The sequence below is a fragment of the Neisseria sp. GT4A_CT1 genome, from assembly GCF_000227275.1.
Classification (GTDB): domain Bacteria; phylum Pseudomonadota; class Gammaproteobacteria; order Burkholderiales; family Neisseriaceae; genus Neisseria.
Genome location: NZ_JH164967.1, coordinates 1 through 22,711, shown reverse-complemented (window position 1 = coordinate 22,711; position 22,711 = coordinate 1). Strand labels below are relative to the sequence as shown.

Annotated in this window: 17 protein-coding genes; 11 read left to right on the top strand and 6 right to left on the bottom strand. The window is 50.2% G+C overall.

What is annotated here, in order from left to right:
- The first annotated feature begins 118 nt into the window (after positions 1-118).
- The 3 genes from pheT to HMPREF1028_RS06855 all read left to right on the top strand — a co-directional run bounded on the left by pheT (position 119) and on the right by HMPREF1028_RS06855 (position 3,156).
- On the top strand, positions 119-2,482 hold the full coding sequence (gene pheT, locus HMPREF1028_RS06865) for a phenylalanine--tRNA ligase subunit beta (RefSeq protein WP_009312107.1): 2,364 nt from the start codon (positions 119-121) through the stop codon (positions 2,480-2,482).
- A gap of 73 nt (positions 2,483-2,555) precedes the next feature.
- A complete protein-coding gene (locus tag HMPREF1028_RS06860) occupies positions 2,556-2,858 on the top strand; it encodes an integration host factor subunit alpha (RefSeq protein ID WP_003675494.1) in 303 nt (100 codons plus the stop codon).
- Positions 2,842-3,156 (top strand): hypothetical protein, encoded by a 315-nt coding sequence (locus HMPREF1028_RS06855; protein ID WP_009312106.1) that lies wholly within the window; start codon positions 2,842-2,844, stop codon positions 3,154-3,156. Before HMPREF1028_RS06860 ends, HMPREF1028_RS06855 begins: the two co-directional genes overlap by 17 nt.
- Positions 3,157-3,625: 469 nt before the next feature.
- On the opposite strand, the gene HMPREF1028_RS06850 is transcribed toward HMPREF1028_RS06855, so the two are convergent.
- The 3 genes from HMPREF1028_RS06850 to HMPREF1028_RS06840 form a co-directional block, all read right to left on the bottom strand.
- Positions 3,626-3,994, bottom strand: coding sequence for a hypothetical protein (locus tag HMPREF1028_RS06850; protein ID WP_009312105.1), 369 nt, complete (start codon positions 3,992-3,994; stop codon positions 3,626-3,628).
- A gap of 199 nt (positions 3,995-4,193) precedes the next feature.
- Entirely contained in the window at positions 4,194-4,565 is a 372-nt protein-coding gene (locus tag HMPREF1028_RS06845; RefSeq protein ID WP_036529395.1) for a hypothetical protein, read from the bottom strand.
- A 400-nt stretch (positions 4,566-4,965) separates the two neighbouring features.
- Positions 4,966-6,402: an NAD-dependent succinate-semialdehyde dehydrogenase gene (locus HMPREF1028_RS06840; protein WP_009312104.1), complete on the bottom strand. Its 1,437-nt coding sequence runs from the start codon at positions 6,400-6,402 to the stop codon at positions 4,966-4,968.
- Positions 6,403-6,902: 500 nt separating this feature from the next.
- Here HMPREF1028_RS06840 and HMPREF1028_RS06835 point away from each other — a divergent pair, with 500 nt between their 5' ends.
- From HMPREF1028_RS06835 to rpoD, 5 genes are all read left to right on the top strand, one after another.
- Positions 6,903-10,172: a TonB-dependent receptor gene (locus HMPREF1028_RS06835; RefSeq protein ID WP_009312103.1), complete on the top strand. Its 3,270-nt coding sequence runs from the start codon at positions 6,903-6,905 to the stop codon at positions 10,170-10,172.
- Between the two features lie 200 nt (positions 10,173-10,372).
- Entirely contained in the window at positions 10,373-11,257 is an 885-nt protein-coding gene (locus HMPREF1028_RS06830; protein WP_009312102.1) for a Slam-dependent surface lipoprotein, read from the top strand.
- A gap of 325 nt (positions 11,258-11,582) precedes the next feature.
- Positions 11,583-13,049: a surface lipoprotein assembly modifier gene (locus tag HMPREF1028_RS06825; RefSeq protein WP_009312101.1), complete on the top strand. Its 1,467-nt coding sequence runs from the start codon at positions 11,583-11,585 to the stop codon at positions 13,047-13,049.
- Between the two features lie 225 nt (positions 13,050-13,274).
- Positions 13,275-15,047 (top strand): DNA primase, encoded by a 1,773-nt coding sequence (gene dnaG / locus HMPREF1028_RS06820; protein WP_009312100.1) that lies wholly within the window; start codon positions 13,275-13,277, stop codon positions 15,045-15,047.
- A 223-nt stretch (positions 15,048-15,270) separates the two neighbouring features.
- Positions 15,271-17,220: an RNA polymerase sigma factor RpoD gene (gene rpoD / locus HMPREF1028_RS06815; protein ID WP_009312099.1), complete on the top strand. Its 1,950-nt coding sequence runs from the start codon at positions 15,271-15,273 to the stop codon at positions 17,218-17,220.
- A 667-nt stretch (positions 17,221-17,887) separates the two neighbouring features.
- Here the strand turns inward: rpoD and HMPREF1028_RS06810 are convergent.
- A complete protein-coding gene (locus HMPREF1028_RS06810) occupies positions 17,888-18,439 on the bottom strand; it encodes an NAD(P)H-dependent oxidoreductase (RefSeq protein WP_009312098.1) in 552 nt (183 codons plus the stop codon).
- A 93-nt stretch (positions 18,440-18,532) separates the two neighbouring features.
- On the opposite strand from HMPREF1028_RS06810, the gene HMPREF1028_RS06805 reads away from it, so the two are divergent.
- Complete coding sequence (locus tag HMPREF1028_RS06805; RefSeq protein WP_009312096.1) at positions 18,533-18,907, top strand: helix-turn-helix domain-containing protein; 375 nt, start codon at positions 18,533-18,535, stop codon at positions 18,905-18,907.
- A 265-nt stretch (positions 18,908-19,172) separates the two neighbouring features.
- Here the strand turns inward: HMPREF1028_RS06805 and truB are convergent, their stop codons facing one another.
- Positions 19,173-20,087, bottom strand: coding sequence for a tRNA pseudouridine(55) synthase TruB (truB, locus tag HMPREF1028_RS06800; RefSeq protein WP_009312094.1), 915 nt, complete (start codon positions 20,085-20,087; stop codon positions 19,173-19,175).
- A gap of 106 nt (positions 20,088-20,193) precedes the next feature.
- Positions 20,194-20,565: a 30S ribosome-binding factor RbfA gene (rbfA, locus tag HMPREF1028_RS06795; protein ID WP_003685554.1), complete on the bottom strand. Its 372-nt coding sequence runs from the start codon at positions 20,563-20,565 to the stop codon at positions 20,194-20,196.
- Between the two features lie 118 nt (positions 20,566-20,683).
- On the opposite strand from rbfA, the gene HMPREF1028_RS06790 reads away from it, so the two are divergent.
- Together HMPREF1028_RS06790 and upp are read left to right on the top strand one after the other, a co-directional pair.
- Positions 20,684-21,724: a Gfo/Idh/MocA family oxidoreductase gene (locus tag HMPREF1028_RS06790; protein WP_009312090.1), complete on the top strand. Its 1,041-nt coding sequence runs from the start codon at positions 20,684-20,686 to the stop codon at positions 21,722-21,724.
- 162 nt (positions 21,725-21,886) lie between these two features.
- Positions 21,887-22,513, top strand: coding sequence for a uracil phosphoribosyltransferase (upp, locus tag HMPREF1028_RS06785; protein WP_003744890.1), 627 nt, complete (start codon positions 21,887-21,889; stop codon positions 22,511-22,513).
- Positions 22,514-22,711: the final 198 nt, after the last annotated feature.

The following is a 22,711-nucleotide window of genomic DNA, read 5'->3' as shown; positions in this document are numbered from 1 at the left end:
CAGGCTGCCTAAAAGAAACTGCTCTAACAAAGTTAAAAAGCAGCCTACACTCCCAAGCAAACAGGTCGTCTGAAAATAAAATCTGATAAAAAGTTAATTAGTTGATTGAGAACATAACATGCAATTCTCCTACTCATGGCTGAAAACCCAAGCCGATACCGAACTTTCCGCCGATAAGCTGGAACATCTGTTAACCATGTCCGGCTTGGAAGTGGAAGAAGCCGAGACTGCCGCGCCTGCGTTTACAGGCGTGGTGATTGCCGAAGTGAAATCCGTTGAAAAACATCCTGATGCCGACCGTTTGAACGTTACCCAAGTCGATGCGGGTACAGGTGAGTTGGTGCAGATTGTGTGCGGTGCGCCGAATGTCAAAGCGGGCGTCAAAGTGCCGTGTTCGTTGCCGGGTGCGGTGTTGCCGGGCAATTTCAAAATCAAGCCGACCAAGATGCGCGGCGTGGTGTCGAACGGGATGTTGTGTTCCACCGATGAACTCGGTCTGCCTGACGACGGCGTGAACGGTCTGCACATTTTGCCGCAAGACGCGCCCGTCGGTGCAAACATCCGCGAATATCTGGATTTGGACGATACGGTGTTCACGCTGAAAATCACGCCGAACCGTGCCGACTGCCTGAGCATCAAAGGCATTGCGCGCGAAGTATCCGCGCTGACGGGTTGCGCGTTCAAGCAGCCTGTAATCCATGCCGCGCCAATCACGGGTAGCCGCAAACAGCCCGTGCAGATTGATGCGCCTACCGATTGCGGCCGCTTTATCAGCCGCGTGATTGAAAACGTGAACGCGCGCGCCGCTACGCCGGATTGGATGAAGCAGCGTTTGGAGCGCAGCGGTATCCGCAGTATTTCCGCTCTGGTGGACATTGGCAATTATGTGATGCTGGAAATTGGTCAGCCGATGCATGTTTTTGATGCCGACAAACTTTCAGGCAGCCTGCACATCCGCCGTGCGCGCGAAGGCGAAACGCTGGAATGCCTGAACGAGAAAACCGTCTCTCTGTCTGAAAACACGCTGGTAGTCGCTGATGAAAAAGGCGCGTTGAGTTTGGCGGGACTGATGGGCGGCGCGGCAAGCGCGGTTTCAGACGACACGCAAAATATCGTGCTGGAAGCGGCTTGGTTTGCGCCTGAAATCATCGCCGGAAAATCGCGCCAATACGGTTTTGGTTCGGATTCGTCGTTCCGCTTTGAGCGCGGCGTGGATTACCGTTTGCAGGCCGATGCCATCGAACGCGCTAGCGAATTGGTTTTGCAAATCTGCGGCGGTGCGGCAGGCGAAATGGTGGAAGCGCAGGGTGAATTGCCCGAAGCCAAGCAGGTCGAATTGCGTTTGGGTCGTCTGAAAACCGTGTTGGGCGTGGACATTCCTGCCGAACAGGTGGAAACCATTTTGCAGCACTTGGGCCTGCAACCTGAAAAAACGGCGGAAGGCTTCCGTGTTACCGCGCCGAGCTTCCGTTTCGACATCGAAATCGAAGCTGATTTGATTGAAGAAATCGGCCGCGTTTACGGCTATGAAAATATCCCCGACGATTACACGTCAGGTCGTCTGAAAATGTTGGCGCTGCCCGAAACACGCCGTCCGCGTTTTGCCGTTTATAACGAAATGGCGGCGCGCGGCTACCGCGAAGTGGTCAGCTACGCCTTCGTTGACGAGCAGTGGGAACACGACTTTGCCGCCAACGCCAACCCCATCCGCCTGCAAAATCCGCTGGCGGCGCAATATGCCGTGATGCGTTCCACGCTCATCGGCGGTTTGGTGGAAATTTTGCAAAACAATCTAAATCGCAAGCAAAACCGCGTGCGCGTGTTTGAAATCGCCCGCGTGTTCAGCAAGGATTCAGACGGCCAGTTTGTACAAAACGAACGCATCGGTGGCCTGTGGTACGGTGCGGCGATGCCCGAACAATGGGGCGAGAAAACGCGCAACGCGGATTTTTACGATATTAAGGCCGATGTAGAAAATCTGTTGAAAAACAAAGCGGTTGAGTTTGTCAAAACCGAACATCCCGCGCTGCATCCCGGCCGAGCCGCCAATATCGTTTCAGACGGCCAAGTCATCGGCTTTGTTGGCGAATTGCATCCGAAATGGCTACAAAAATACGACTTGCCGCAAGCAACGCTGGTATTTGAAATCGATATGGCAGCCGTATTGGAACGCGAAAAAACGCGTTATCAGGCAGTATCGAAATTTCAGCCGGTGCGCAGGGATTTGGCTTTTGTGATGCCTGAAACCATGACCCATGATGATTTGTTGGCCGCCTTGAACGGCGCGGCAAACAAGTTGGTACAGGAAATCAGCGTGTTTGACGTGTATCGAGGTACGGGCCTGCCTGAAGGGATGAAGAGCATGGCGGTTAAGGTGATTTTGCAGGATATGGAAAACACGCTGACGGATGAAACAGTCGAGCCGGTTATCGGAAAACTGATTGACGCGGCAACTGCTGCGGGAGCGCAACTTCGCAGTTAAAAAATAAATATTCGCTTGAATTTTAAATAGAAATTGGTAATAATCTGCACCTATTACAACAGAAGGTAATAATATGACACTAACTAAAGCCGAATTGGCCGATATTTTGGTAGATAAAGTCAGCAATGTAACCAAAAACGATGCCAAAGAAATCGTCGAACTCTTTTTTGAAGAAATCCGCAGCACTTTGGCACGCGGCGAAGAAATCAAAATTTCCGGTTTCGGTAATTTTCAGTTGCGCGACAAACCGCAACGTCCCGGCCGTAATCCGAAAACCGGCGAAGAAGTACCGATTACCGCCCGCCGCGTAGTCACTTTCCATGCCAGCCAAAAACTCAAAGGCATGGTGGAGCATTACTATGACAAACAACGCTAATCCCGTTATTCCTGCAAAACGTTATTTCTCGCTGGACGAAATGTGCGAACTGGTGCAAATCAGCCCGTCACAATTTGCCCAGTGGCAACATGAGAACGGTATCGTTGTCGGTTACGGCGGCGATCGTTACACCCGTTCCGATGTGGTGAAACTGATGAAGCTGAAAGATACCTTTGCGCCTTATGTCGACCGCTTCAGCCGTGATTCTTTGGATGCAAACGGTCATCCTGCTGCAAAGGCAGAAGAGGTTAGGAATAGCCTGAATCAAATCTTGGCAGATTTGGAAGCGCATTCATAATCGCCATTTCGTATTTCTGCGAAAAATAAAAAAACCGACCTTTGAGAGGTTGGTTTTTTATTGATGATGAAAAGTTTAACAATATATTTTTATGCCAATTTATAGTGGATTAAATTTAAATCAGAACAAGGCGACGAAGCCGCAGACAGTACAGATAGTACGGAACCGATTCACTTGGTGCTTCAGCACCTTAGAGAATCGTTCTCTTTGAGCTAAGGCGAGGCAACGTCGTACTGGTTTAAAGTTAATCCACTATATCATCTTCCGTTTTTTCTGTTGCATGAACAATCGAACGGGACGACTGCCATTAGTAAAAAGGTCGTCTGAAAACTTTCAGACGACCTTTGAGAAAGTTAGGTGTCCAATTCAAACTACGCCTGTTATGTAAATAACACAGTGCTTTCTTGAAATATGAACAATCCTTTCTTTGAGAAAAACCATCTAAACTAAACCTTCAGATAACCTTAACTTATTCTTTGACTTTTATCTGATAAAATTCTTTCTGGTCCATACTTTCAAACCAGCCTACTGCTCCTCTTACATAATAAGATATTTCAATCTTAATATCCTGTTTGGTCTGTGGAGTTCCAGAAATATTCAATTTGTTATACCACATATTGGTAGGCTTTACAGTCAATCCCGAATTCGGAGGATCCATTTTCACCCTGAAATAATCGGGATAAGCAGCATATTTAGTTCTTAATTCTATGAAATATGGCTTATTTAATTCTGCATCCGGTAATACCTGAACTTTATGTTTACCGGCAAAACAACCGGATAATGCTATTACAGCCGAAAAGATAAATACTTTCCTTATCATACTTAAAATAAGCTCCATAATTTACTGATATTTCAAAAAATTCTAAAATCGATTGCTCCAAAGCTGGCTTTGGGAAATTTTTCAGACGACCTTTGAGAAAGTTAGGTTTTCAATTCAATCTACGTCTGTTATGTAAACAACACAGTACTTTCTTGAAATATGAACAATCCTTTCTTAGGGGAAAGCTGTCTAAACTAAACTTTCAGATAACCTTAACTTATTCTTTAACTTTTATCTGATAAAATTTCTTCTGAGCCTTACTTTCAAACCATCCTACTTCACCTCTTACATAATAAGATATTTCAATCGTAATATTCTGCTTGGTTATTGGAGTTCCAGAAATATGAACCGTATCATACCACTCATCGGTGGGTTTTACAGTCAACCCTGAATTTAGAGGATCCATTTTCACCCTGAAATTATCGGGATAAGCAGCATATTTAGTTACATTTAATTCTGTGAAATATGGCTTATTTAATTCTGCGTCCGGTAATACCTGAACTTTATGTTTACCGGCAAAACAACCGGATAATGCTATTACAGCCGAAAAGATAAATACTTTCCTTATCATACTTAAAATAAGCTCCATAATTTACTGATATTTCACAAAATTCTAAAATCGATTGCTCCAAAGCTGGCTTTGGGAAATTTTTCAGACGACCTTATGAGAAAGTTAGGTTTTCAATTTACGTTTATTTTCTCTAAGTAAACAGATTTTAAATTTACTATTTCTTTTAACTTGTTGTATTGGTTAATTATCCTGCCCATTCGCGGGCTACATAAAAGACTTTCCCATACTATCCAGTGAACCTTAAAGTTTGGTGTCGTTGCCCCAGCAAAATATTTGGCGAACTTATCAGTTGCACGATACGTTAGTCTTATATCGCGTATTTGTTGATTTCCGCCAATTTTTTCAGAGTGCTGCTGCAAAGATAGGGGGAGATTATCTTGCTGAAGTTACGTTTTCAGACGACCTCCTGAGACCAAACTCAATCCGCCACATCGATACACAAATATTTCAATTCCAAATATTCGTCCGCACCGTATTTGCTGCCTTCGCGTCCCAGCCCGCTGCGTTTCACGCCGCCGAACGGTGCCGCTTCATTGCTGATTAAGCCGGTATTGATGCCGACCATGCCGTATTCCAAAGCTTCGCCGACGCGCCATTGTCGGGCAGCGTCGGAGGTGAAGAGGTAAGCCGCCAAACCGTATTCCGTATCGTTGGCGGCCGCGATGACTTCGGCTTCGGTTTCAAAGCGGAATACGGGGCACAACGGCCCGAAGGTTTCTTCGCGCGCCACCGCCATTTGCGCCGTTACGCCGCTTAAGACAGTCGGTTCGAAAAACGTTCCGCCCAACGCGCTGCGTTTGCCGCCGGTCAGGCAGACCGCGCCTTTGGAGAGCGCATCGGCGATGTGCTGCTCGACTTTTTCCACCGCTTTTTCCTCAATCAGCGGCCCTTGGTTCACGCCTTCATCCAAGCCGTTGCCCAATTTGAGCGCGGCTACTTTTTCGCTTAATTTGCGGCAAAATTCGTCGTAAATGCCCGATTGAGCGTACACGCGGTTGGTGCAGACGCAGGTCTGGCCGCTGTTGCGGAACTTGCTGGCCAGCGCGCCTTCGACGGCTTTGTCCAAATCAGCATCGTCAAACACGATAAACGGCGCGTTGCCGCCCAGTTCCAAACTGAGTTTTTTAATGTCCGCCGCGCTGTCGGCAAAAATTTTCGCACCGACTTCGGTCGAGCCGGTGAAGCTGATTTTGCGCACGGTCGGGTTCGTGGCAAATTCATGGCTGATTTCCGAAGCGCGGCCGCTGACGACGGGAAGCAAATCCTGCGGCACGCCCGCTTCGTAAGCCAATAGCGCCAGCGCATACGCGCTCAGAGGCGTGAGCGACGCAGGTTTGACTATCATCGCGCAGCCCACCGCCAAAGCAGGCGCGGCCTTGCGCGCAATCATCGCGGACGGGAAGTTCCACGGCGTAATCGCAGCGGTAACGCCGACGGGCTGTTTCAACACGACCAGTTTTTGCGACGCTTTCACGCTTGTCAGCACATCGCCGTCAATCCGCCGCGCCTCTTCGGCAAACCAGCGCACAAACGAAGCCGCATAATCGATTTCGCCGCGCGCCTCGGTCAGGCTTTTGCCCTGTTCCATCGTCATGATGCGCGCCAGTTCTTCTTTGTTTTCCTTGATCAAAAAATACCAACGCCACAACACATCGGCGCGTTCCAACGCGGTTTTTGCCGCCCATAATTTTTGTGCAGCCTCCGCCTTTTGAATCAGTAGTTTGAGGTCGTCTGAACGAGTCGTGCGGACAAACGCCAAAGTCTCGCCCGTCGCCGGATTATCGACTTTGATGCTGGCTGGAATCGGAAGAAAAGAAATATCGGGATGGTTTAACAATGATGCAAAAGAGTTCATGCCTGCCCTCGTGTGTATAGATGATGGATGGAGGTCATTATTCTCTTCATAGGGGAAAAGCGCAAACTGATTGGGTAGTTTGAGCCACATGAGAAGAAGAACCAAAAATAGGTAGCTAAAAAGGTCGTCTGAAAATGCCTTATGGGCTTGGTTAGGACTTTTCGTTTGAATGGTAAGAAAGTGTTTTGACCGGCTGATAAGACATATTCAGGCAATTTTTATTTTTGAATTTCTTGTTTGCCTATATGGGTTATATAGAAATGGAATATTTTCATGTTAAACAATGGAATAAGTTTTTAAATCATTTTAACTATTGAATGCGGATATATCTGGCAAATGTTTGCATGCGCTTAAAAACTTGTTAAAATCTCAAAAAAATATACAAATAATAATCAAAATCATTAAATATTATTCAATCTGTTTGCGGCAAAACCTTTCCGAGGTCGTCTGAAAACTTTCAGACGACGCTGTCTGACATTCCGCCATACAAGGAATCCGTTATGAAGCCAGCCAAAGTCAACACACTTGCCGCCTGCATCGCAGCCATCGGTTTCTCTCCCATCATTTATGCTGCCGATAATACACCGACCGTGATTCTCGATACCGTTACCGTCAAAGGCACACGCAATAAAGACGAAATCGGTAAAAACCGGGTTTATTCCCGCGAAATCGTCAATCTTTACAAGAGCAAAAACGAAGTCGAAACCTTCAAAGGCAACACCGTGTCCGACCTTTTGAGCGGTATGTCCGGCGTGTACAGCGGCGACGCGCGCAACAGCGGCGCGTTGGATCCCAATATACGCGGCGTACAGGGGCAGGGACGGATTCCCGTTACCATCGACGGCACTGAGCAGGCGATTACCGTCTGGCGCGGCTACGCAGGCGCAAACAACCGCAACTACGTCGACCCCAACATCATCAGCAGCGTTTCCATCGAAAAAGGCCCCTCGTTCAGCCGCGATATGAAAAGCGGCATAGGCGGCTCCGTCGCCCTGAAAACCATCGATGCCGACGATATTGTCCCCGAAGGGCAGAAATACGGATTTGAAGTGAAGGCGGAGGCTTCCAACAATTCCATCAAGAGGCGTGAGAATGCTTATGAACATTCAGTCGATTATCGAACCTTGCCTGTTCCCGCAGTAGCGACGGGCGGTATTTGGCGTTCGTTTTTTGACGATACCGACCGAATCGACCAGCGTTTCAACGGACGCAATAAATTTGGGGAGGATAAAGCCTACCGCATTGCCGCTGCCACCAAGCAGGACAATTTCGATGCCATGCTCGCCTATGCCTACCGCAGTAAAGGCAATTATTTTTCCGGCAAAAAAGGGGCGGAACGCTACGGCTATATCGGTCCTTGGACACAAGAAACTTTAGACGAATTAAAACGTCGTCAAGAAGAAGCCGCTGCCAAGGGCGAGAAATTTTACGGCAGTGAAAACATGCTGGGCGCACCCGATATTTCAAAAATCGGACTTTTCTACCATCCGGGCGGGGAAGTCAGCAATACCTCACTCGAAACCAAATCATGGGTAGGTAAAACCACCTTCCGTCTGCCGAACCGCCAAACGCTCAAATTCGGCCTGCGCCATACCGATTCCACGTTCGGCGAAATCATGCCTTCGCGTATTATCGGCCCCATCAGTTGGGATGCGTCCGTCCTCAACAAAATTGCCGAATGGCCGCAGGCATGGGTCAAACAGCGTTCCTACAATATCGACTATTCGTGGAAGCCCGAGGGCAGCCGTTGGATAGATTTCGATGCCACGCTTTGGACAACGCGTACCAAATCCAAAACCAATACCGCAGGCGGCTCGCCCGGCGATACCGTTTATGAGGACAACAAATTTCAAATAGCATGGGACGAATACGACAGATGGCAGAAATACACCCCCGCAGAGCGGCAGGAATTGCTGGATGCAGGCTTTGAAGCCCCCAAACCGCCCAAACCCGAAACGCCCAATACCAACGGACGCTTCAACACCATTGAAGGCAACGCCTATTACGCCCGTAACAACCGTACAGGCTTTCAATTCTCCAACCGTATGAAATTGAGCGACAAACTGTCGTTGACCTTGATGGGCGATTTTCAAAACGAAAAACTGACATCGCGCAATGATTTTTCAGACGAGCTGGAGCGGGGAGGATACGACAAATATCGGGAAGAACTCGAAAACAGCACCATCAGGGCAAATTATGAATTGAACCAATACGGTGTACCTCGAAACGGCAAGCGGCGAGAATACAATCTGGGCTTTAATTTCCGCTACGAACCCTTCCGCTGGCTGACTTTGACGGCAGGCGGGCGATATACCAATTTCCAACTTCAGGATAAAAGCAGACGTTTGGAAAGCGGCACGAATAAGACCGGCGATCCGTTAGAAATGAACAGGGGGATAAAATATTCGATCGGCAGGGTTGCCACGCCGCAAGAATACGCGGATTACAAGGCAATTGACGATGCTTTGGCAAATGGCAGTCTTGATTATGCTTTATATATGGCGGACGAATATTCAGAACAAAGAAAAAAACATAAACAAATTAGCCTGACTTCGTTTCAAGTCAATTCGCAATATATTCCGACTTTGACAGATGATCGCGAAACATGGGTCAATCCTAATGAAAAGGTGGATTTCTATTGGTTGAAAGACGATAAAGGTCGTCTGAATATGCAGGATCATCCCCTTACCAATGGCAGCATTCCTGATTTGCACACCAAAGTTGCCAATCCTGTATATGACCCGTCTATTCCAGACAGTCCGCAATTTGTACCTAAATACTACGCAGCCAGTGCAAGTGTTTACACAACGCCAATGACCGAAGCCGAAAGACAGAGGGCAATGAAGCAGAAGGGCAGCGGTTGGGTGCCTGCATTTTCTGCCACCATCAATTTTACTGATTACAGCCGCGCCTATTTGCGCTATACCGAAACCCTGCGCTACCCCAGCATTTTTGAAGGGACTTACGGCTTTTCTACCGCCGCCGGCTCATTCAACCGCATGGGCTATGGCTGGCGGCCCGAACACGCCAAAAACTGGGAAGTGGGCTATATTCATGATTTAACGGGGCTGTTACCGAAAATGAAAAAAGCGGATTTCCGCGTCAATTACTTCCATAACAAGACCGAAAACGTTATCGATAGGGACAGCAATCTCGAATTCGAACAATTCGACAGACAAATCCGCAGTGGTGTCGAGCTGTCCACCCGCTTCGATACCGGACGCGTCTTCGGCAGCCTGAACGTATTCCGCAGCCTGGAAAACAAAATGTGCGACGAAAATTTCACTTGGACATCCGCAACAGAGGGCATGGTTGATTCAAGCTATTTTGTGAAAAACGGTAAGACTATGAATCGTCCTGTCTGCAACCACGGCGGCTTGACCGATTCGGGCTATCTGGCAAGCGCACTTCAACCACGCTGGTCAATTGATGCCGAATTGGGCAGACGTTTCCTTGCCAACAAACTGGAAACAGGCGTGCGCCTCCATTACCACAGCCGCGTCTATGAAAACCGCAACGATGCTTGGCAGCCATTCTACGATGTGCGCAATAAATATCTGAATGACAATATGAAGCCCCCGCATAACGATATGCGCTGGCAGCCTGTCGCCGTATGGGATGCCTACCTGCGCTACAAAATCGGCAAAAACCTGACTGCCGAACTGGTGGGCAGCAACCTGACCAACCGCTACTACCTCGACCCGATGAGCCGTTCTTACCTGCCTGCACCGGGCAGAACCATCAGGGTAGGGATTACGGGCAAGTTCTAAAATAGTTTCTAAATACAATTATCAAAACTCTAATATTGGTGAAGTGTAAATTTTCAGAAATGATAATAATTTATGTTTCTATTTAATAAAAATAGGAATATACTTACCTTACTTTTCCAAGAGGGCGGATTTGTAAGTTTGATTCAGATTCTTCTTGAGAAAGTTCGTTGATTTTGTAAAACTTTATTTTGGAGTGAATTATGAAACTCGTAAAAACCGTTGCGGTATTGAGTGTTGCGTTTGCCGCTTCTTCTGTGTTTGCACTGCCTAAAGGTTTTCAAGCCAACCCGACTGGTGCGACGACCAAATCGATTCAAGCCGAAGGGGTAAAGCATATTGGTGTTACTCTTGAAAACGAAGGTGAGCATAAAGGTAAAGCTTCCATTTTTGTTAGCGATACCAAGGCTGTCTCAGGAACTCCAGAGAAAGGTATTGCCAATAACAAGCCTGTTTCTTTTGCCAAAATTGATGCGACGGCAAACAAATTCTTTGTCAGAACCTTGGCTAGAGGTGTTTTGGGTAAAGACAAAAACGGTGTTACAGTTGCCAATCTGTATCGGATGACCGGTGCATGGCATCTGATTCCCAAAATGCCCGACCATTCCCATTTGGGCCGTCTGTCTTATTCCAAAGTCGGTAATATGGATGTTTACTTCGGCGACTGGTCTGCTGTTCCTTCCGGTGCGGCTGTTGGTACAAAAGGTACGAATTACACTGCCTTCTATAGCGGCACGGGTCGAACCACCAATCTGCCGACTACGGGTACTGCCACTTATACGGTTAAGGGTATCAACCAATATCATACGCAAAATACAGCCCTCTTAAACGGTACGTTGAAAGCTGATTTCGGTAAGCGAACGCTGAACGGCGAAATGAAACGTACGGGTCTGATAGTTACTGTTAACAATGCCGCCATCAATACGGCTCAGGCTTCATTTGAAGGTAAAGCTACGGCAAACAAAGTGGCCGGTACGACCCGTGGTCATTTCTTCGGCAACCAAGGCGCGGCGATTGCGGGTGTGGCTGAGTTTGATCGAAACCCTGCCTATAACACTGCCTTTGGCGGTACGAAAACCGGCAAATAATGAATCATAATGCGATAAGGCGGACGGTTTTTGTCGTTTCCCATTCCGTCCGCCTATAAAACACAAATCCGACACACAATGCACATCGTACAGGGCCGTTCGGAAATATCGGGCTTCGCAATGCGTTTAAGCCGGTATTATCCGAACGGCCCGTGAGTTTGAAGGCGTGCTGTTTCGATGAATTCGAGAAGCTCATTTTCAGACGACCCGGCAGGGGCTTTTATGCAAATAAACAATGCTCTTGCCCGGTAAAGATGAAATGTCAGTTTTTCTTTGAAAAGGTCGTCTGAAAAACAAAGCCGCCCGATACACAGGAAAGAATTTTATGAAACGCCTTTTGCTCCTTCCTTTTTTTATCAGCCTGCTGCCCCACGCGTTTGCCGACGACAGGGAAGACCGCTTCATGCAGCTCAAACAGGGAACGGAACTCCGCCGCGCGCAGCAGGAAAGGAACGAAGCGGACAATACGGCGGTTGAGTTCGGCGCAGGAGAAGTGCAGGACGGCGAAGATTTGGCGTTGTCGCTGATGAAGGCGGTCAACGCGCAAAACGAAGAGGAAACGGCGCGGCTGTTGGACATTTACCGCCGTCAGGATGATTCCGACCCCGATATAGTGCTGTTTGCCGAGGCTAATCAGGCAGTGTTCCGCGACGATTTGAAGGCCGCGCTGGCGAAATACCGCGAACTTTACCGCAAAAATCCCGAATTTCTGCGCGGCCGCCTGGATTTGGCGCGGCTGCTGTTTATAGACAAACAAAACAAAGAATCGGCGGCATTGTTCGACGGCATCGATATTCCCGAAGTGCCCGCCGTCAATGAGAAAATCAAAGTGTTTGCCGACGCTTTGAAGAAACGCGATGCGTGGAGCGGTTCGGTTTCGTTCGGCGCGGGTTACGACACCAACTTAAACCAGTCGTCGGGCGCGACGGTTGTCCGCAATCAGACAAGCTGCGGTTTCGATTCGAACGGGCAGCCGATTTTGGACGGCGACGGAATGCTGTCCTGCCGCAACGAACAGCTTGACGCCTACGCGCCCGATGCGTTGAAAAACCGGATGTGGGTATATGAAGCCAACTTAAGCAGACGCATATCGCTCAACGGCCACCACGGCCTGCAACTGGGCGGCTACGCATGGGGTCGGCTCTATCCCGGCAACAAGGAATACGGCGAACACAATATCAACGTCAGCCCCGCTTACAGTTTTCAGAGCAAAGACCATTCCTTCAGTATCGGCCCGCAGGTGCAATACGAATGGTCGGGCGGCAAACTGCGCGATAGCAGTGCCGGCATCAGCACGGCATACAGCCGTACCTTTTCCGACCAAGCCTCGCTGGGCGTGCAGCTCGACCACAAATACGACCGCTACCGCGGTGAATTAAAACATTTCAACGGCCCGCAGACGCTTCTGTTCACCACCGCCATCTACGCCCTGCCGAAAGACTGGCTGGTATTCGGCGGCTACGACTACCTGCGCAAAAACAGCCGCGAAAAAGTGGATTCCTACCGTAGGCACGGTCTGCGTGCGGGTGTCAACAAGCGTTTTGAATCCGGTATCGACGCCACCTTTCAGGCAATCTGGCGCAAAACAGCCTATCAGGACTACCATGCCTGGCTGGAAACCCGCCGCCATGATTTCGAACGCACCTATCAGTTGGACATCAAATTTGACCGTCCGTCCTTTCGCGGCATCACGCCCGTTTTCAGCATCAAACACACCGACAACAAAAGCTCGTCCTGGCTGAACCGCTACAAACGCAACGAATTTACCGTCAAAGCAGAATACAGGTTTTAAGCACCCGAGGTCGTCTGAAAACGAATTTTCAGACGACCTCGAAGGTTTATGTTGGATAAGCTGTCCGCTAAGGAGTCGGTTTTGTAAGAGTGCTATTTTTATCCTGAATACACGTTATAATACGAACCTTGTTTTCAAACCGATTCGAGATTCCGTTTTCAGACGACCTTTAAGATAAAAGGTCGTCTGAAAACGTTTGTCCCGTCCATACGCATCCGCCGAACTATGATTCCATCCGATTTCATTGACGAGCTTCTGGCCAAAGTCGATATTGTCGATATTATCGACGAGCAGGTTCCGCTGAAGAAGGGCGGGGCGAACTATATGGCTTGTTGTCCGTTCCATAAGGAAAAGACACCGTCGTTTTCAGTCAGTCCGACGAAGCAGTTTTATCATTGTTTCAGTTGCGGGGCGCATGGTTCGGCGATTGGTTTTGTGATGGAACATCAGGGGCTGTCGTTTCCGGAGGCGGTGCAGTTTCTGGCTGACCGCGTGGGCATGGCTGTGCCTAAAGTGCGCGGGCAGAACGACAATCCTGAAGTCCGTGCCGAACGTAAGAAAAAACAGCAGACGCTGGAGGAAACGACGGCTGCGGCGGCTGATTTTTATGCGCAACAGTTGAAATTTAATCCGGCGGCGAAGGCTTATTTGGACAAACGCGGCTTGAGCGCGGAAGTCATCGCGCATTATGGTTTGGGCTACGCGCCCGACGGCTGGCAGCCTTTGGCGCAAGTGTTCCAACCGTACCCGAATACTGCGTTGGTGGATACGGGGATGGTGATTGACAATGAGGGGCGGCATTACGACCGCTTCCGTCATCGGATTATGTTCCCCATCCGCAATCCGCGCGGGCAGGTCATCGGTTTCGGCGGCAGGGTGTTGGACGACTCGAAGCCGAAATATTTGAATTCGCCTGATACACCTTTGTTTGATAAAGGGAAAAATCTTTACGGCTTGTATGAAGGTCGTGCTGCGGTCAAGGAAGCAGGGCGGATTTTGGTGGTCGAAGGTTATATGGACGTGGTCGCGCTGGCGCAGTTCGGCGTGGGCTACGGCGTGGCGGCTTTGGGCACGGCGACGACGGCGGAACACGTCAAAATCCTGATGCGTCAGGCGGACAGTATTTATTTCTGTTTCGACGGCGACAGCGCGGGGCGGAAGGCGGCTTGGCGCGCGCTGGAAAACGCGTTGCCGCAGTTGAAAGACGATAAATCGCTGCATTTTTTATTCCTGCCGGAAGAACACGACCCCGACAGCTACATCCGCGCCTACGGCAAAGCGCAATTTGAAGACGCGCTGTTGAATCAAAGCAAGCCTTTGTCGGAATATTTTTGGGAGCATCTTTCAGACGACCTCAATCTCAATACGCAGGAAGGTAAGGCGGAATTGGTGAAAACCAGTTCGCCGCTTTTGGCGCAAATCACCGCGCCGGCATTGGCTTATCTGTTGAAACAACGGCTTAGCGAGCTGGTCGGCATCGATCCCGACAATCTCGCCCAACTGCTGGGGCAGGAAGCGCCGAAGCGGCACGTCAAACAAAAAAGCTACAAACTGCCTCCGATTTCCGTCAAACAACCTGTCATGCTGACGCTGGTGCAACGGCAAATCCGCAGCCTCTTGATAAATCCGGATTGGGCTGCATATATAGACCTGCCCGATTATGTGGCATTGGACGGCGATTTCGCCTGCCTTGCCAATCTCGCCGAAACCATTAAAAGCCATGCCGCCGTACCTGCTACCGCGCAGGTTTTAGAGTATATGCGCGGTTCTCCTTACGAAGAAACCGTGAACCAAATCTTCCAATCGACACTCTATTCTGAAGAAATGGAAGGCGGAGGCGAAGAAGACCGCGAGAACTTCCAAATCGGCATGAAGAAACTCCTTAACGAGTTGAAATACCAACAAATCGAAACCCTCAAGCAGAAAAGCCTGCAATCGGGTTTGAATGAAAATGAAAAAAAACTCTTGCTGTCGCTTTTGACGGCAAAGCAAAATTGAACGAACGGCAATCCCTGCCGAATCCAGCAACCTTCAGGCCGTCAGAAAAGCATTGTCCCAAGCTGCGAACATGATGATCCCGCAGAACACCCGTTCCAAAGAGCTTTCAGACGACCTCAGCGTTACAACCCGGCAGATTGAATTTAAATCGGTTGTAACTCTGTTCCGCCTTCAGGTGCATCATGCAAACCGTCGGCACACCATCAGATCAAGAAAGTAATCCATGTCTAAAGACCAAAATCACGAAGACTATCAAGAACAGGACGACAACCGTCCGCTGACCCTCGAAGAGCAGCGCGCCCGCCTGCGCCAGCTCATCATCATGGGTAAGGAACGCGGCTACATCACTTATTCCGAAATCAACGACGCCTTGCCCGACGATATGTCCGATGCGGATCAAATCGACAACATCGTTAGCATGATTTCCGGCTTGGGTATCCAAGTGACCGAGCAGGCTCCTGATGCGGAAGACATTTTGTTGAGCGACAACGCCGCCGCCGTAACCGACGACGATGCCGTTGCCGAAGCCGAAGCCGCCTTGTCCAGCGCGGATTCCGAGTTCGGCAGAACCACCGACCCCGTGCGTATGTATATGCGCGAAATGGGGCAGGTTGACCTGCTGACCCGCGAAGACGAAATCATCATCGCCAAAAAAATCGAAAACGCCCTGAAAAACATGGTGCAGGCGATTTCCGCCTGTCCGGGCTCCATTGCCGAAATCCTCGAGCTGATCGAGCAAATCCGCAAGGATGAAATCCGCGTGGACGAAGTGGTCGAAGCCATCATCGACCCGAACGAAGTGTTGCTCAACGAATTGGGCTTGGGGCACTTGGAAAGCGCGTCAAACGACGACGATTCCGGCAGCAGTGAAGAAGATGAAGCGGATGAAGACGACGATGACGACGATTCCGGCAGCGACTCCGAAGCCATGTCCGCTGCCCATCTTGCCGAATTGAAGCAAAAAGTGCTGGAACACTTCGCCTTCATCGAAAGCGAATACGGCAAGATGATCAAAAAGCTGGAAAAACACGACAGCCGCCACCCAGATTATCTGGCACACCGTGACGCCATCGCCAATAAGCTCTTGGAAGTCCGTTTCGCCACCCGCCAAATCGAAAGCCTCAGCGGCAACCTGCGCAGCCGTGTCGAAAACATCCGCAAGCTCGAACGCGAAATCCGCGACATCTGCCTTGACCGCGTCCATATGGAACGCGACTACTTCATCCAAAACTTCCTGCCCGAAATCACCAACCTGAAATGGGTGGAAGAAGAAGTCGCCAAAGGCAGGGTCTGGAGCGACGCGCTCGACCGCTTCCGCCACGCCATCCTCGAAAAACAAACCGAGTTGGCAAACATGGAAAAAGAAACCCGCATTTCCATCGAAGAGCTGAAAGACATCAACAAAAACATGGTGTTGAGCGAAAAAGAAACCGCAGCCGCCAAGCAGGAAATGATTCAGGCAAACTTGCGTCTGGTGATTTCCATCGCCAAAAAATACACCAACCGCGGTTTGCAGTTCCTTGATTTGATTCAAGAAGGCAACATCGGCTTGATGAAGGCGGTCGACAAGTTCGAATACCGCCGCGGCTACAAATTCTCCACCTACGCGACATGGTGGATCCGCCAAGCGATTACCCGCTCGATTGCCGACCAGGCGCGCACCATCCGTATTCCGGTGCACATGATTGAAACCATCAACAAGATGAACCGCATCTCCCGCCAGTATCTGCAAGAAACCGGCGAAGAGCCCGATTCTGCCAAACTTGCCGAGTTGATGGAAATGCCGGAAGACAAAATCCGCAAAATCATGAAAATCGCCAAAGAACCGATTTCGATGGAAACCCCGATCGGTGACGACGACGATTCGCACTTGGGCGACTTCATCGAGGACGCCAACAACGTTGCCCCTGCAGACGCCGCGATGTACACCAGCCTGCACGAAGTCACCAAAGAAATCCTCGAAAGCCTCACCCCGCGCGAAGCCAAAGTCCTGCGTATGCGCTTCGGTATCGACATGAATACCGACCACACGCTCGAAGAAGTCGGCAAACAGTTTGACGTAACCCGCGAACGTATCCGTCAAATCGAAGCCAAAGCCCTGCGCAAACTGCGTCATCCGACCCGCAGCGACCGCCTCAGAAGCTTCCTCGACAGCGAAGACAGCAAACTGTAAAACAACAACCGCAGGTTTATCCCTGCGGTTTTTTATGGGTAAGAGGTCGTCTGAAACAGGAGTTGTATAGTGGATTAACTTTAAACCAGGATAAGGCGACAAAGCCGCAGACAGTACAGATAGTACGGAACCGATTCACTTGGTGCTTCAGCACCTTAGAGAATCGTTCTCTTTGAGCTAAGGCGAGGCAACGCCGTACTGGTTTAAAGTTAATTCACTATACGTTTTTAGACGACCTGTTTTGCATTCATTACACGGTTGTTTAAAACCCGTAGCGCGGGCTTTGTCCGTGGATAATAGAGAAAGTTTCGGCAGCTTTTTTACTCATCATCTTCATGGGCAAAGCCCACGCTACGAATTTAACAGTAAACCACAGGTTTCATACTTGCGGTTTTTTATAGGTAAGAGGTCGTCTGAAACAGAAGTTGTACGTTTTCAGACGACCTGTTTTGCATTCATTACATTATGGTCGGTTGAAACCCGTAGCGTGGGCTTTGCCCGCGGAGAATAGAGAAAATTTCAGCAGCTTTTTTATTCATCATCTTCGTGGGCAAAGCCCACGCTACAAGGCGGCATCATTCTTGAATGGGTGTGCAATCAAAACATAGTTTGCAAAAAAGGTCGTCTGAAAAACCGGTTTTCCTGTTTTTCAGACGACTTGTATCCTCTAACTTTTTTTGTCCAATTTCCGCAATAATGTTACCAATCCTTCCGCGCAATCCTCTGCTTTGCTTTGGATTTCTTCACGGCTGTATAAGGCGGGCGATGTGCCGTGGAAATAGAACGGGTCGATGTAGCGCATCTGCGTAAAATAGGCGGTCTGTTCCAGGTTTTTGCAGAATTCGTACACACGGAAATGCGCGTCCCCATCTGCGCGGTAGTCTTGTTCGGGCGAACCGACCGTTATGCTGGCGACGAAGTTTTTGCCTTTCAGTTTGTCCCCGCCCGTGCCGTAGGCAAAGCCGTAAGTAAACACGGAGTCGAAATATTGCTTTAGAATTGCGGGCATGTTGTACCAGTACAGCGGATATTGGAATAAGACGGTTTGATGGCGCAACAGAGCCTGTTGTTCGGCGGCGGCATCGATGCGGTAGTCGGGATAAAGTGCGGCGATGTCGCGGATTTCAACGTCTAAACCGCTGCGGGTCAGATGTCCGATGACGGCTTTATTGGCGACGGATTGGGCGAAATTAGGATGTGCGAGGATGACGAGTGCCATGTTTCATTCCTTATCAGGATGTTGGAGATGATAGGATTTTAGGCAGCTTCAAAACCTGCAATCAATAACTATCCGTTTGAATAGGTGTATCGGATGAAGACAGAGTGTCAAAGCGAGTGTTTCAGTTTCGGCGGCAAAATCTATCCTTGTCCGCTCAGTGTGGCGATGGATTTGGTTGGTGGGAAATGGAAGGCGGTCATCCTTTATCATTTGCAGGACGGTGTGAAACGCTTCGGCGAATTGCACGGCAGCCTGCACGGGGTAACTGAAGCCGTATTAAGCCGTCAGCTCAAGCAGTTGGAACAAGGCGGGCTGGTCTCGCGCGAAGTATTCGGCAACAGGCCGCCGTTGAGGGCGGAATATGCGCTGACCGATTTCGGCAGAAGTTTCCTGCCTGTTTTGGAGAGGCTGACCGAATGGGGAAACCGTGCGGTCTTGGAGTATGGGGAAATGGTAGTCCGTGAATAAGGCGGAAAAAGCGTTTTATAGTTGATTAACTTTAAACCAGGACGGCGTTGTCTCGCCTTAGCTCAAAGAGAACGATTCTCTAAGGTGCTATTGCAAAAGGTCGTCTGAAAACTATAGTGGATTAAAATTGCAATGATACGGCGTTGCCAACGCTCTTATGTACTACCCATACACGGCGGGCGTTGCTGCCTTGTCTCATTTTTATTTTAATCCACTATATATTTCAGACGACCTTTTCCATATTTTCGCTTAAGAATCAGATTCTTCATTCTTTCGCCGTGTTCATCAGCCGCAGGGCTTTGAGGCGGCTGATTTCTTTTTGGTATTCCACCAAGCCGATAAATGTTCCGCTTCTGTCGTAAACGCGGATGGGCTGGTCGGCAGAGATGTTTTCGGTAAACTGTGGGCGCTGGCCGCATTTGAGCATGGTTACGGCGCGGTCGTTCAGTTCGATTTTGGGGAAGTGCCGCACTAAAACGTCGCAGGGCAGGAGCAGGGCGTCGCGTTTAGTTTCGTTTAATTCTGCCAAGGCTTCGAGCGTGTGGCTTTCGCGGATGGTGAAACCGGCAGTTTCGGTGCGGCGCAGGGCGGTCAGGTGGGCGAACGTGCCGATGTGTTTGGCGATGTCTTCGCTGAGGGTGCGGATGTAGGTGCCTTTGCTGCAACGTACGTCGATGACGGCTTTGGACGCGTCAAACTCGGTAATATCGATGGCGTAAATGGTGATATCACGCGGTTTGCGTTCGATGACGATGCCTTTTCGGGCGTATTCGTACAGCGGTTTGCCTTCGTGTTTGAGGGCGGAAAACATCGGCGGTACTTGGCGGATGTTGCCTGTCAGGGCTTGGCATGCCGTCTGAAATTCGGCTAAGGAAATATCGGCGCGGGCAGTGGCGATGATTTCACCTTCTGCATCGCCGGTGCTGCTGGCTTCGCCGAGTTTCAGCGTGGCGGTGTAGGCTTTATCGGCATCCAGCAGGTATTGGGCGAACTTGGTCGCTTCGCCGAAGCAGACGGGCAAAAGTCCGGTTGCCAAAGGATCGAGTACGCCGGTATGCCCCGCTTTCTCGGCGTTGTAGAGACGGCGGGTTTTTTGCAGGGCGGTGTTGCTGGAAAGTCCTTCGGGCTTGTCGAGCAGGAGGACGCCGTTGACGGGGCGTTTGGCGGGTTTGGCGGTCATGATGGGGAAGGGTAAGTGGCAGTTGTATGGGTGGGAAAGATTGCAAAAGGTCGTCTGAAAACAGGTTCGCGCTTTGACTGCGGCGTTTTTCAGACGACCTTTACCTTTAATCTTCCACCGGCTTTTCCGCCGCCACTTGGTCAATGAGGCTGGAAATGCTCATGCCGCGTTCGAGCGATTCGTCGTATTTGAAGTGCAGTTCGGGCGTTTTGAAGAGTTTGATGCGTTTGGCCAGCTCGCTGCGCAAGTGGCCTTTGGCGTGTTCCAAGGCTTCTTCGGTAATGTCGCGGGTGCTGTCGTCGAGGACGGTGTAGAACACGGTGGCGTGGCTGTAATCGCGGGTGACTTCGACTTCGTTGATGGTGATGAAGCCTGCGCGCGGGTCTTTCAGGCCGGTGCGGACCAGCTCGGCCAGTTCGCGCATGATTTGTTCTTTGACACGGTCTTGGCGGGCATAGCCGCGTTGCGGTTTTCTCATGGTTTTCCTTAAACGGCGGCGGCCGTTTCAACTTTGTTTTCAGACGGCCTGTGTGAAATAAATGCGGTATTATAACGGATATACGGCAATTTGAGGCCGTCTGAAAAGGAGTTTGGCTATGCAGAAAATCAAAATCGGATTGGCAGGGTTCGGCATGTCGGCGCAGGTGTTCCATCTGCCGTTTTGGCGTGCGGATGCGCAGTTTGAAGTCGTGCGCGTGTTTGAACGCAGCGGCAATAGGGCGCAGGAAGTCCTGCCGCAGGCGCAGACCGTGCGTTCGTTTGAGGAGTTGCTTACCGACGATGTGGATTTGGTGGTCGTGACCACGCCGAACCAGACGCATTTCGATTTTGCCGCTCAGGCTTTGCGTGCGGGTAAAAATGTGGTGGTGGAAAAACCGTTGTGCGCCACGGCGGCGCAAGCTCGTGAATTGGCGGAACTTGCCGAGCGGCAGGGCGTATTGCTGACCGTTTACCAAAACCGCCGTTGGGACAGCGCGCCGCTGACCGCCAAAAAACTGCTTTCAGACGACCTTTTGGGCGAAATTGTGGATGCGGAGTTCCGTTTCGAGCGTTATGCGGCTGCCTTGAACAAAAAACGCTGGAAGGAAACGGGCGAGGCGGGCGTAGGGCTGGTGTACGATTTGGGTTCGCACCTCATGGATATGGCGGTCGATGTTTTCGGGATGCCCGACGAGCTTTATGCCGACGTGCGCTATCAGCATGACGGAGCAGTCAGCGACGATAATTTCTATATCGCGCTTTATTACGCCGACGGCAAAAAAGTCGCCCTGACCGCAAGCAAATATGCCCGCGAACCTTTGCCGTTCATGACCTTGCACGGCAAACGCGGTTCATACGTCAAACAAAACGCCGACAACCAAGAAGCCCTGCTGCTCGGCGGCGCGCAACCCGTCGGGGCGTGGAACCGTGAGCCGCAAGACGAATGGGGCATCCTGCATACGGAAATCGATGGGGTGGTTGTCCGCAAAAAAATCGAAAGCGTCAGCGGCAATTATGCAGCGTTTTATGAAAACCTTTATGACGCACTGCAAGGCAAATCTCCCGCAGCGGTGCAGCCGCGCCAAGTGGCGGAGGTGCTGTGGTTGCTGGAAAAAGTATATGAAAGCGCGAAATCAGGATGTAGGGTGAAGGTATAGGGAGCGGTTTAAACCTCCGAAGAGCAGGGCGGGGCAAAACCATTGGGGAAACGTAAGCCTGAAGATCGCAGAAAATAAGCCGCCGTTGCGTATCCTTTATTTTGTTTCGTTATAAAAAAAAGTATAATCACACCCATTCAAAAACAATCCGAGGCCTGCCAAATGAACGTAACCGTTATCAATCACCCCCTTGTCCGCCACAAACTCACGCTCATGCGCGAGGCCGATTGCAGCACTTACAAATTCCGCACCCTCACTACCGAGCTGGCGCGCCTGATGGCTTACGAAGCCAGCCGTGATTTTGAAATTGAAAAATACATTATCGACGGCTGGTGTGGTCAAATCGAAGGCGACCGCATCAAGGGTAAAACCTTGACCGTCGTACCGATTTTGCGTGCCGGTCTGGGTATGCTCGACGGTGTGCTCGACCTGATTCCGACTGCCAAAATCAGCGTGGTCGGATTGCAGCGCGACGAAGAAACGCTCAAACCCGTTTCCTATTTTGAAAAATTCGTGGACAGCATGGACGAACGCCCCGCGCTGATTATCGACCCCATGCTCGCCACCGGCGGCTCTATGGTGGCTACCATCGACCTGTTGAAGGCGAAAGGCTGCAAAAATATCAAGGCGTTGGTACTCGTCGCCGCGCCCGAAGGCGTCAAAGCCGTCAATGAAGCGCATCCCGACGTCACCATCTACACCGCCGCCCTCGACAGCCATCTGAACGAAAACGGCTACATTATCCCCGGCTTGGGCGATGCGGGCGATAAGATTTTCGGTACGCGCTGATTCGTGATTTGAGGTCGTCTGAAACTGAATGTATGGGTTTCAGACGACCTTTTTATAGTGGATTAACTTTAAATCAGGACAAGGTGACGAAGCCGCAGACAGTACAGATAGTACGGAACCGATTCACTTGGTGCTTCAGCACCTTAGAGAATCGTTCTCTTTGAGCTAAGGCGAGGCAACGCCGTACTGGTTTAAAGT

Coding starts and splice junctions, on each gene's coding strand:
- pheT (WP_009312107.1), top strand. CDS start 119: ATGCAATTCTCCTACTCATGGCTGAAAACCCAAGCCGATACCGAACTT.
- HMPREF1028_RS06860 (WP_003675494.1), top strand. CDS start 2,556: ATGACACTAACTAAAGCCGAATTGGCCGATATTTTGGTAGATAAAGTC.
- HMPREF1028_RS06855 (WP_009312106.1), top strand. CDS start 2,842: ATGACAAACAACGCTAATCCCGTTATTCCTGCAAAACGTTATTTCTCG.
- HMPREF1028_RS06850 (WP_009312105.1), bottom strand. CDS start 3,994: ATGGAGCTTATTTTAAGTATGATAAGGAAAGTATTTATCTTTTCGGCT.
- HMPREF1028_RS06845 (WP_036529395.1), bottom strand. CDS start 4,565: ATGGAGCTTATTTTAAGTATGATAAGGAAAGTATTTATCTTTTCGGCT.
- HMPREF1028_RS06840 (WP_009312104.1), bottom strand. CDS start 6,402: ATGAACTCTTTTGCATCATTGTTAAACCATCCCGATATTTCTTTTCTT.
- HMPREF1028_RS06835 (WP_009312103.1), top strand. CDS start 6,903: ATGAAGCCAGCCAAAGTCAACACACTTGCCGCCTGCATCGCAGCCATC.
- HMPREF1028_RS06830 (WP_009312102.1), top strand. CDS start 10,373: ATGAAACTCGTAAAAACCGTTGCGGTATTGAGTGTTGCGTTTGCCGCT.
- HMPREF1028_RS06825 (WP_009312101.1), top strand. CDS start 11,583: ATGAAACGCCTTTTGCTCCTTCCTTTTTTTATCAGCCTGCTGCCCCAC.
- dnaG (WP_009312100.1), top strand. CDS start 13,275: ATGATTCCATCCGATTTCATTGACGAGCTTCTGGCCAAAGTCGATATT.
- rpoD (WP_009312099.1), top strand. CDS start 15,271: ATGTCTAAAGACCAAAATCACGAAGACTATCAAGAACAGGACGACAAC.
- HMPREF1028_RS06810 (WP_009312098.1), bottom strand. CDS start 18,439: ATGGCACTCGTCATCCTCGCACATCCTAATTTCGCCCAATCCGTCGCC.
- HMPREF1028_RS06805 (WP_009312096.1), top strand. CDS start 18,533: ATGAAGACAGAGTGTCAAAGCGAGTGTTTCAGTTTCGGCGGCAAAATC.
- truB (WP_009312094.1), bottom strand. CDS start 20,087: ATGACCGCCAAACCCGCCAAACGCCCCGTCAACGGCGTCCTCCTGCTC.
- rbfA (WP_003685554.1), bottom strand. CDS start 20,565: ATGAGAAAACCGCAACGCGGCTATGCCCGCCAAGACCGTGTCAAAGAA.
- HMPREF1028_RS06790 (WP_009312090.1), top strand. CDS start 20,684: ATGCAGAAAATCAAAATCGGATTGGCAGGGTTCGGCATGTCGGCGCAG.
- upp (WP_003744890.1), top strand. CDS start 21,887: ATGAACGTAACCGTTATCAATCACCCCCTTGTCCGCCACAAACTCACG.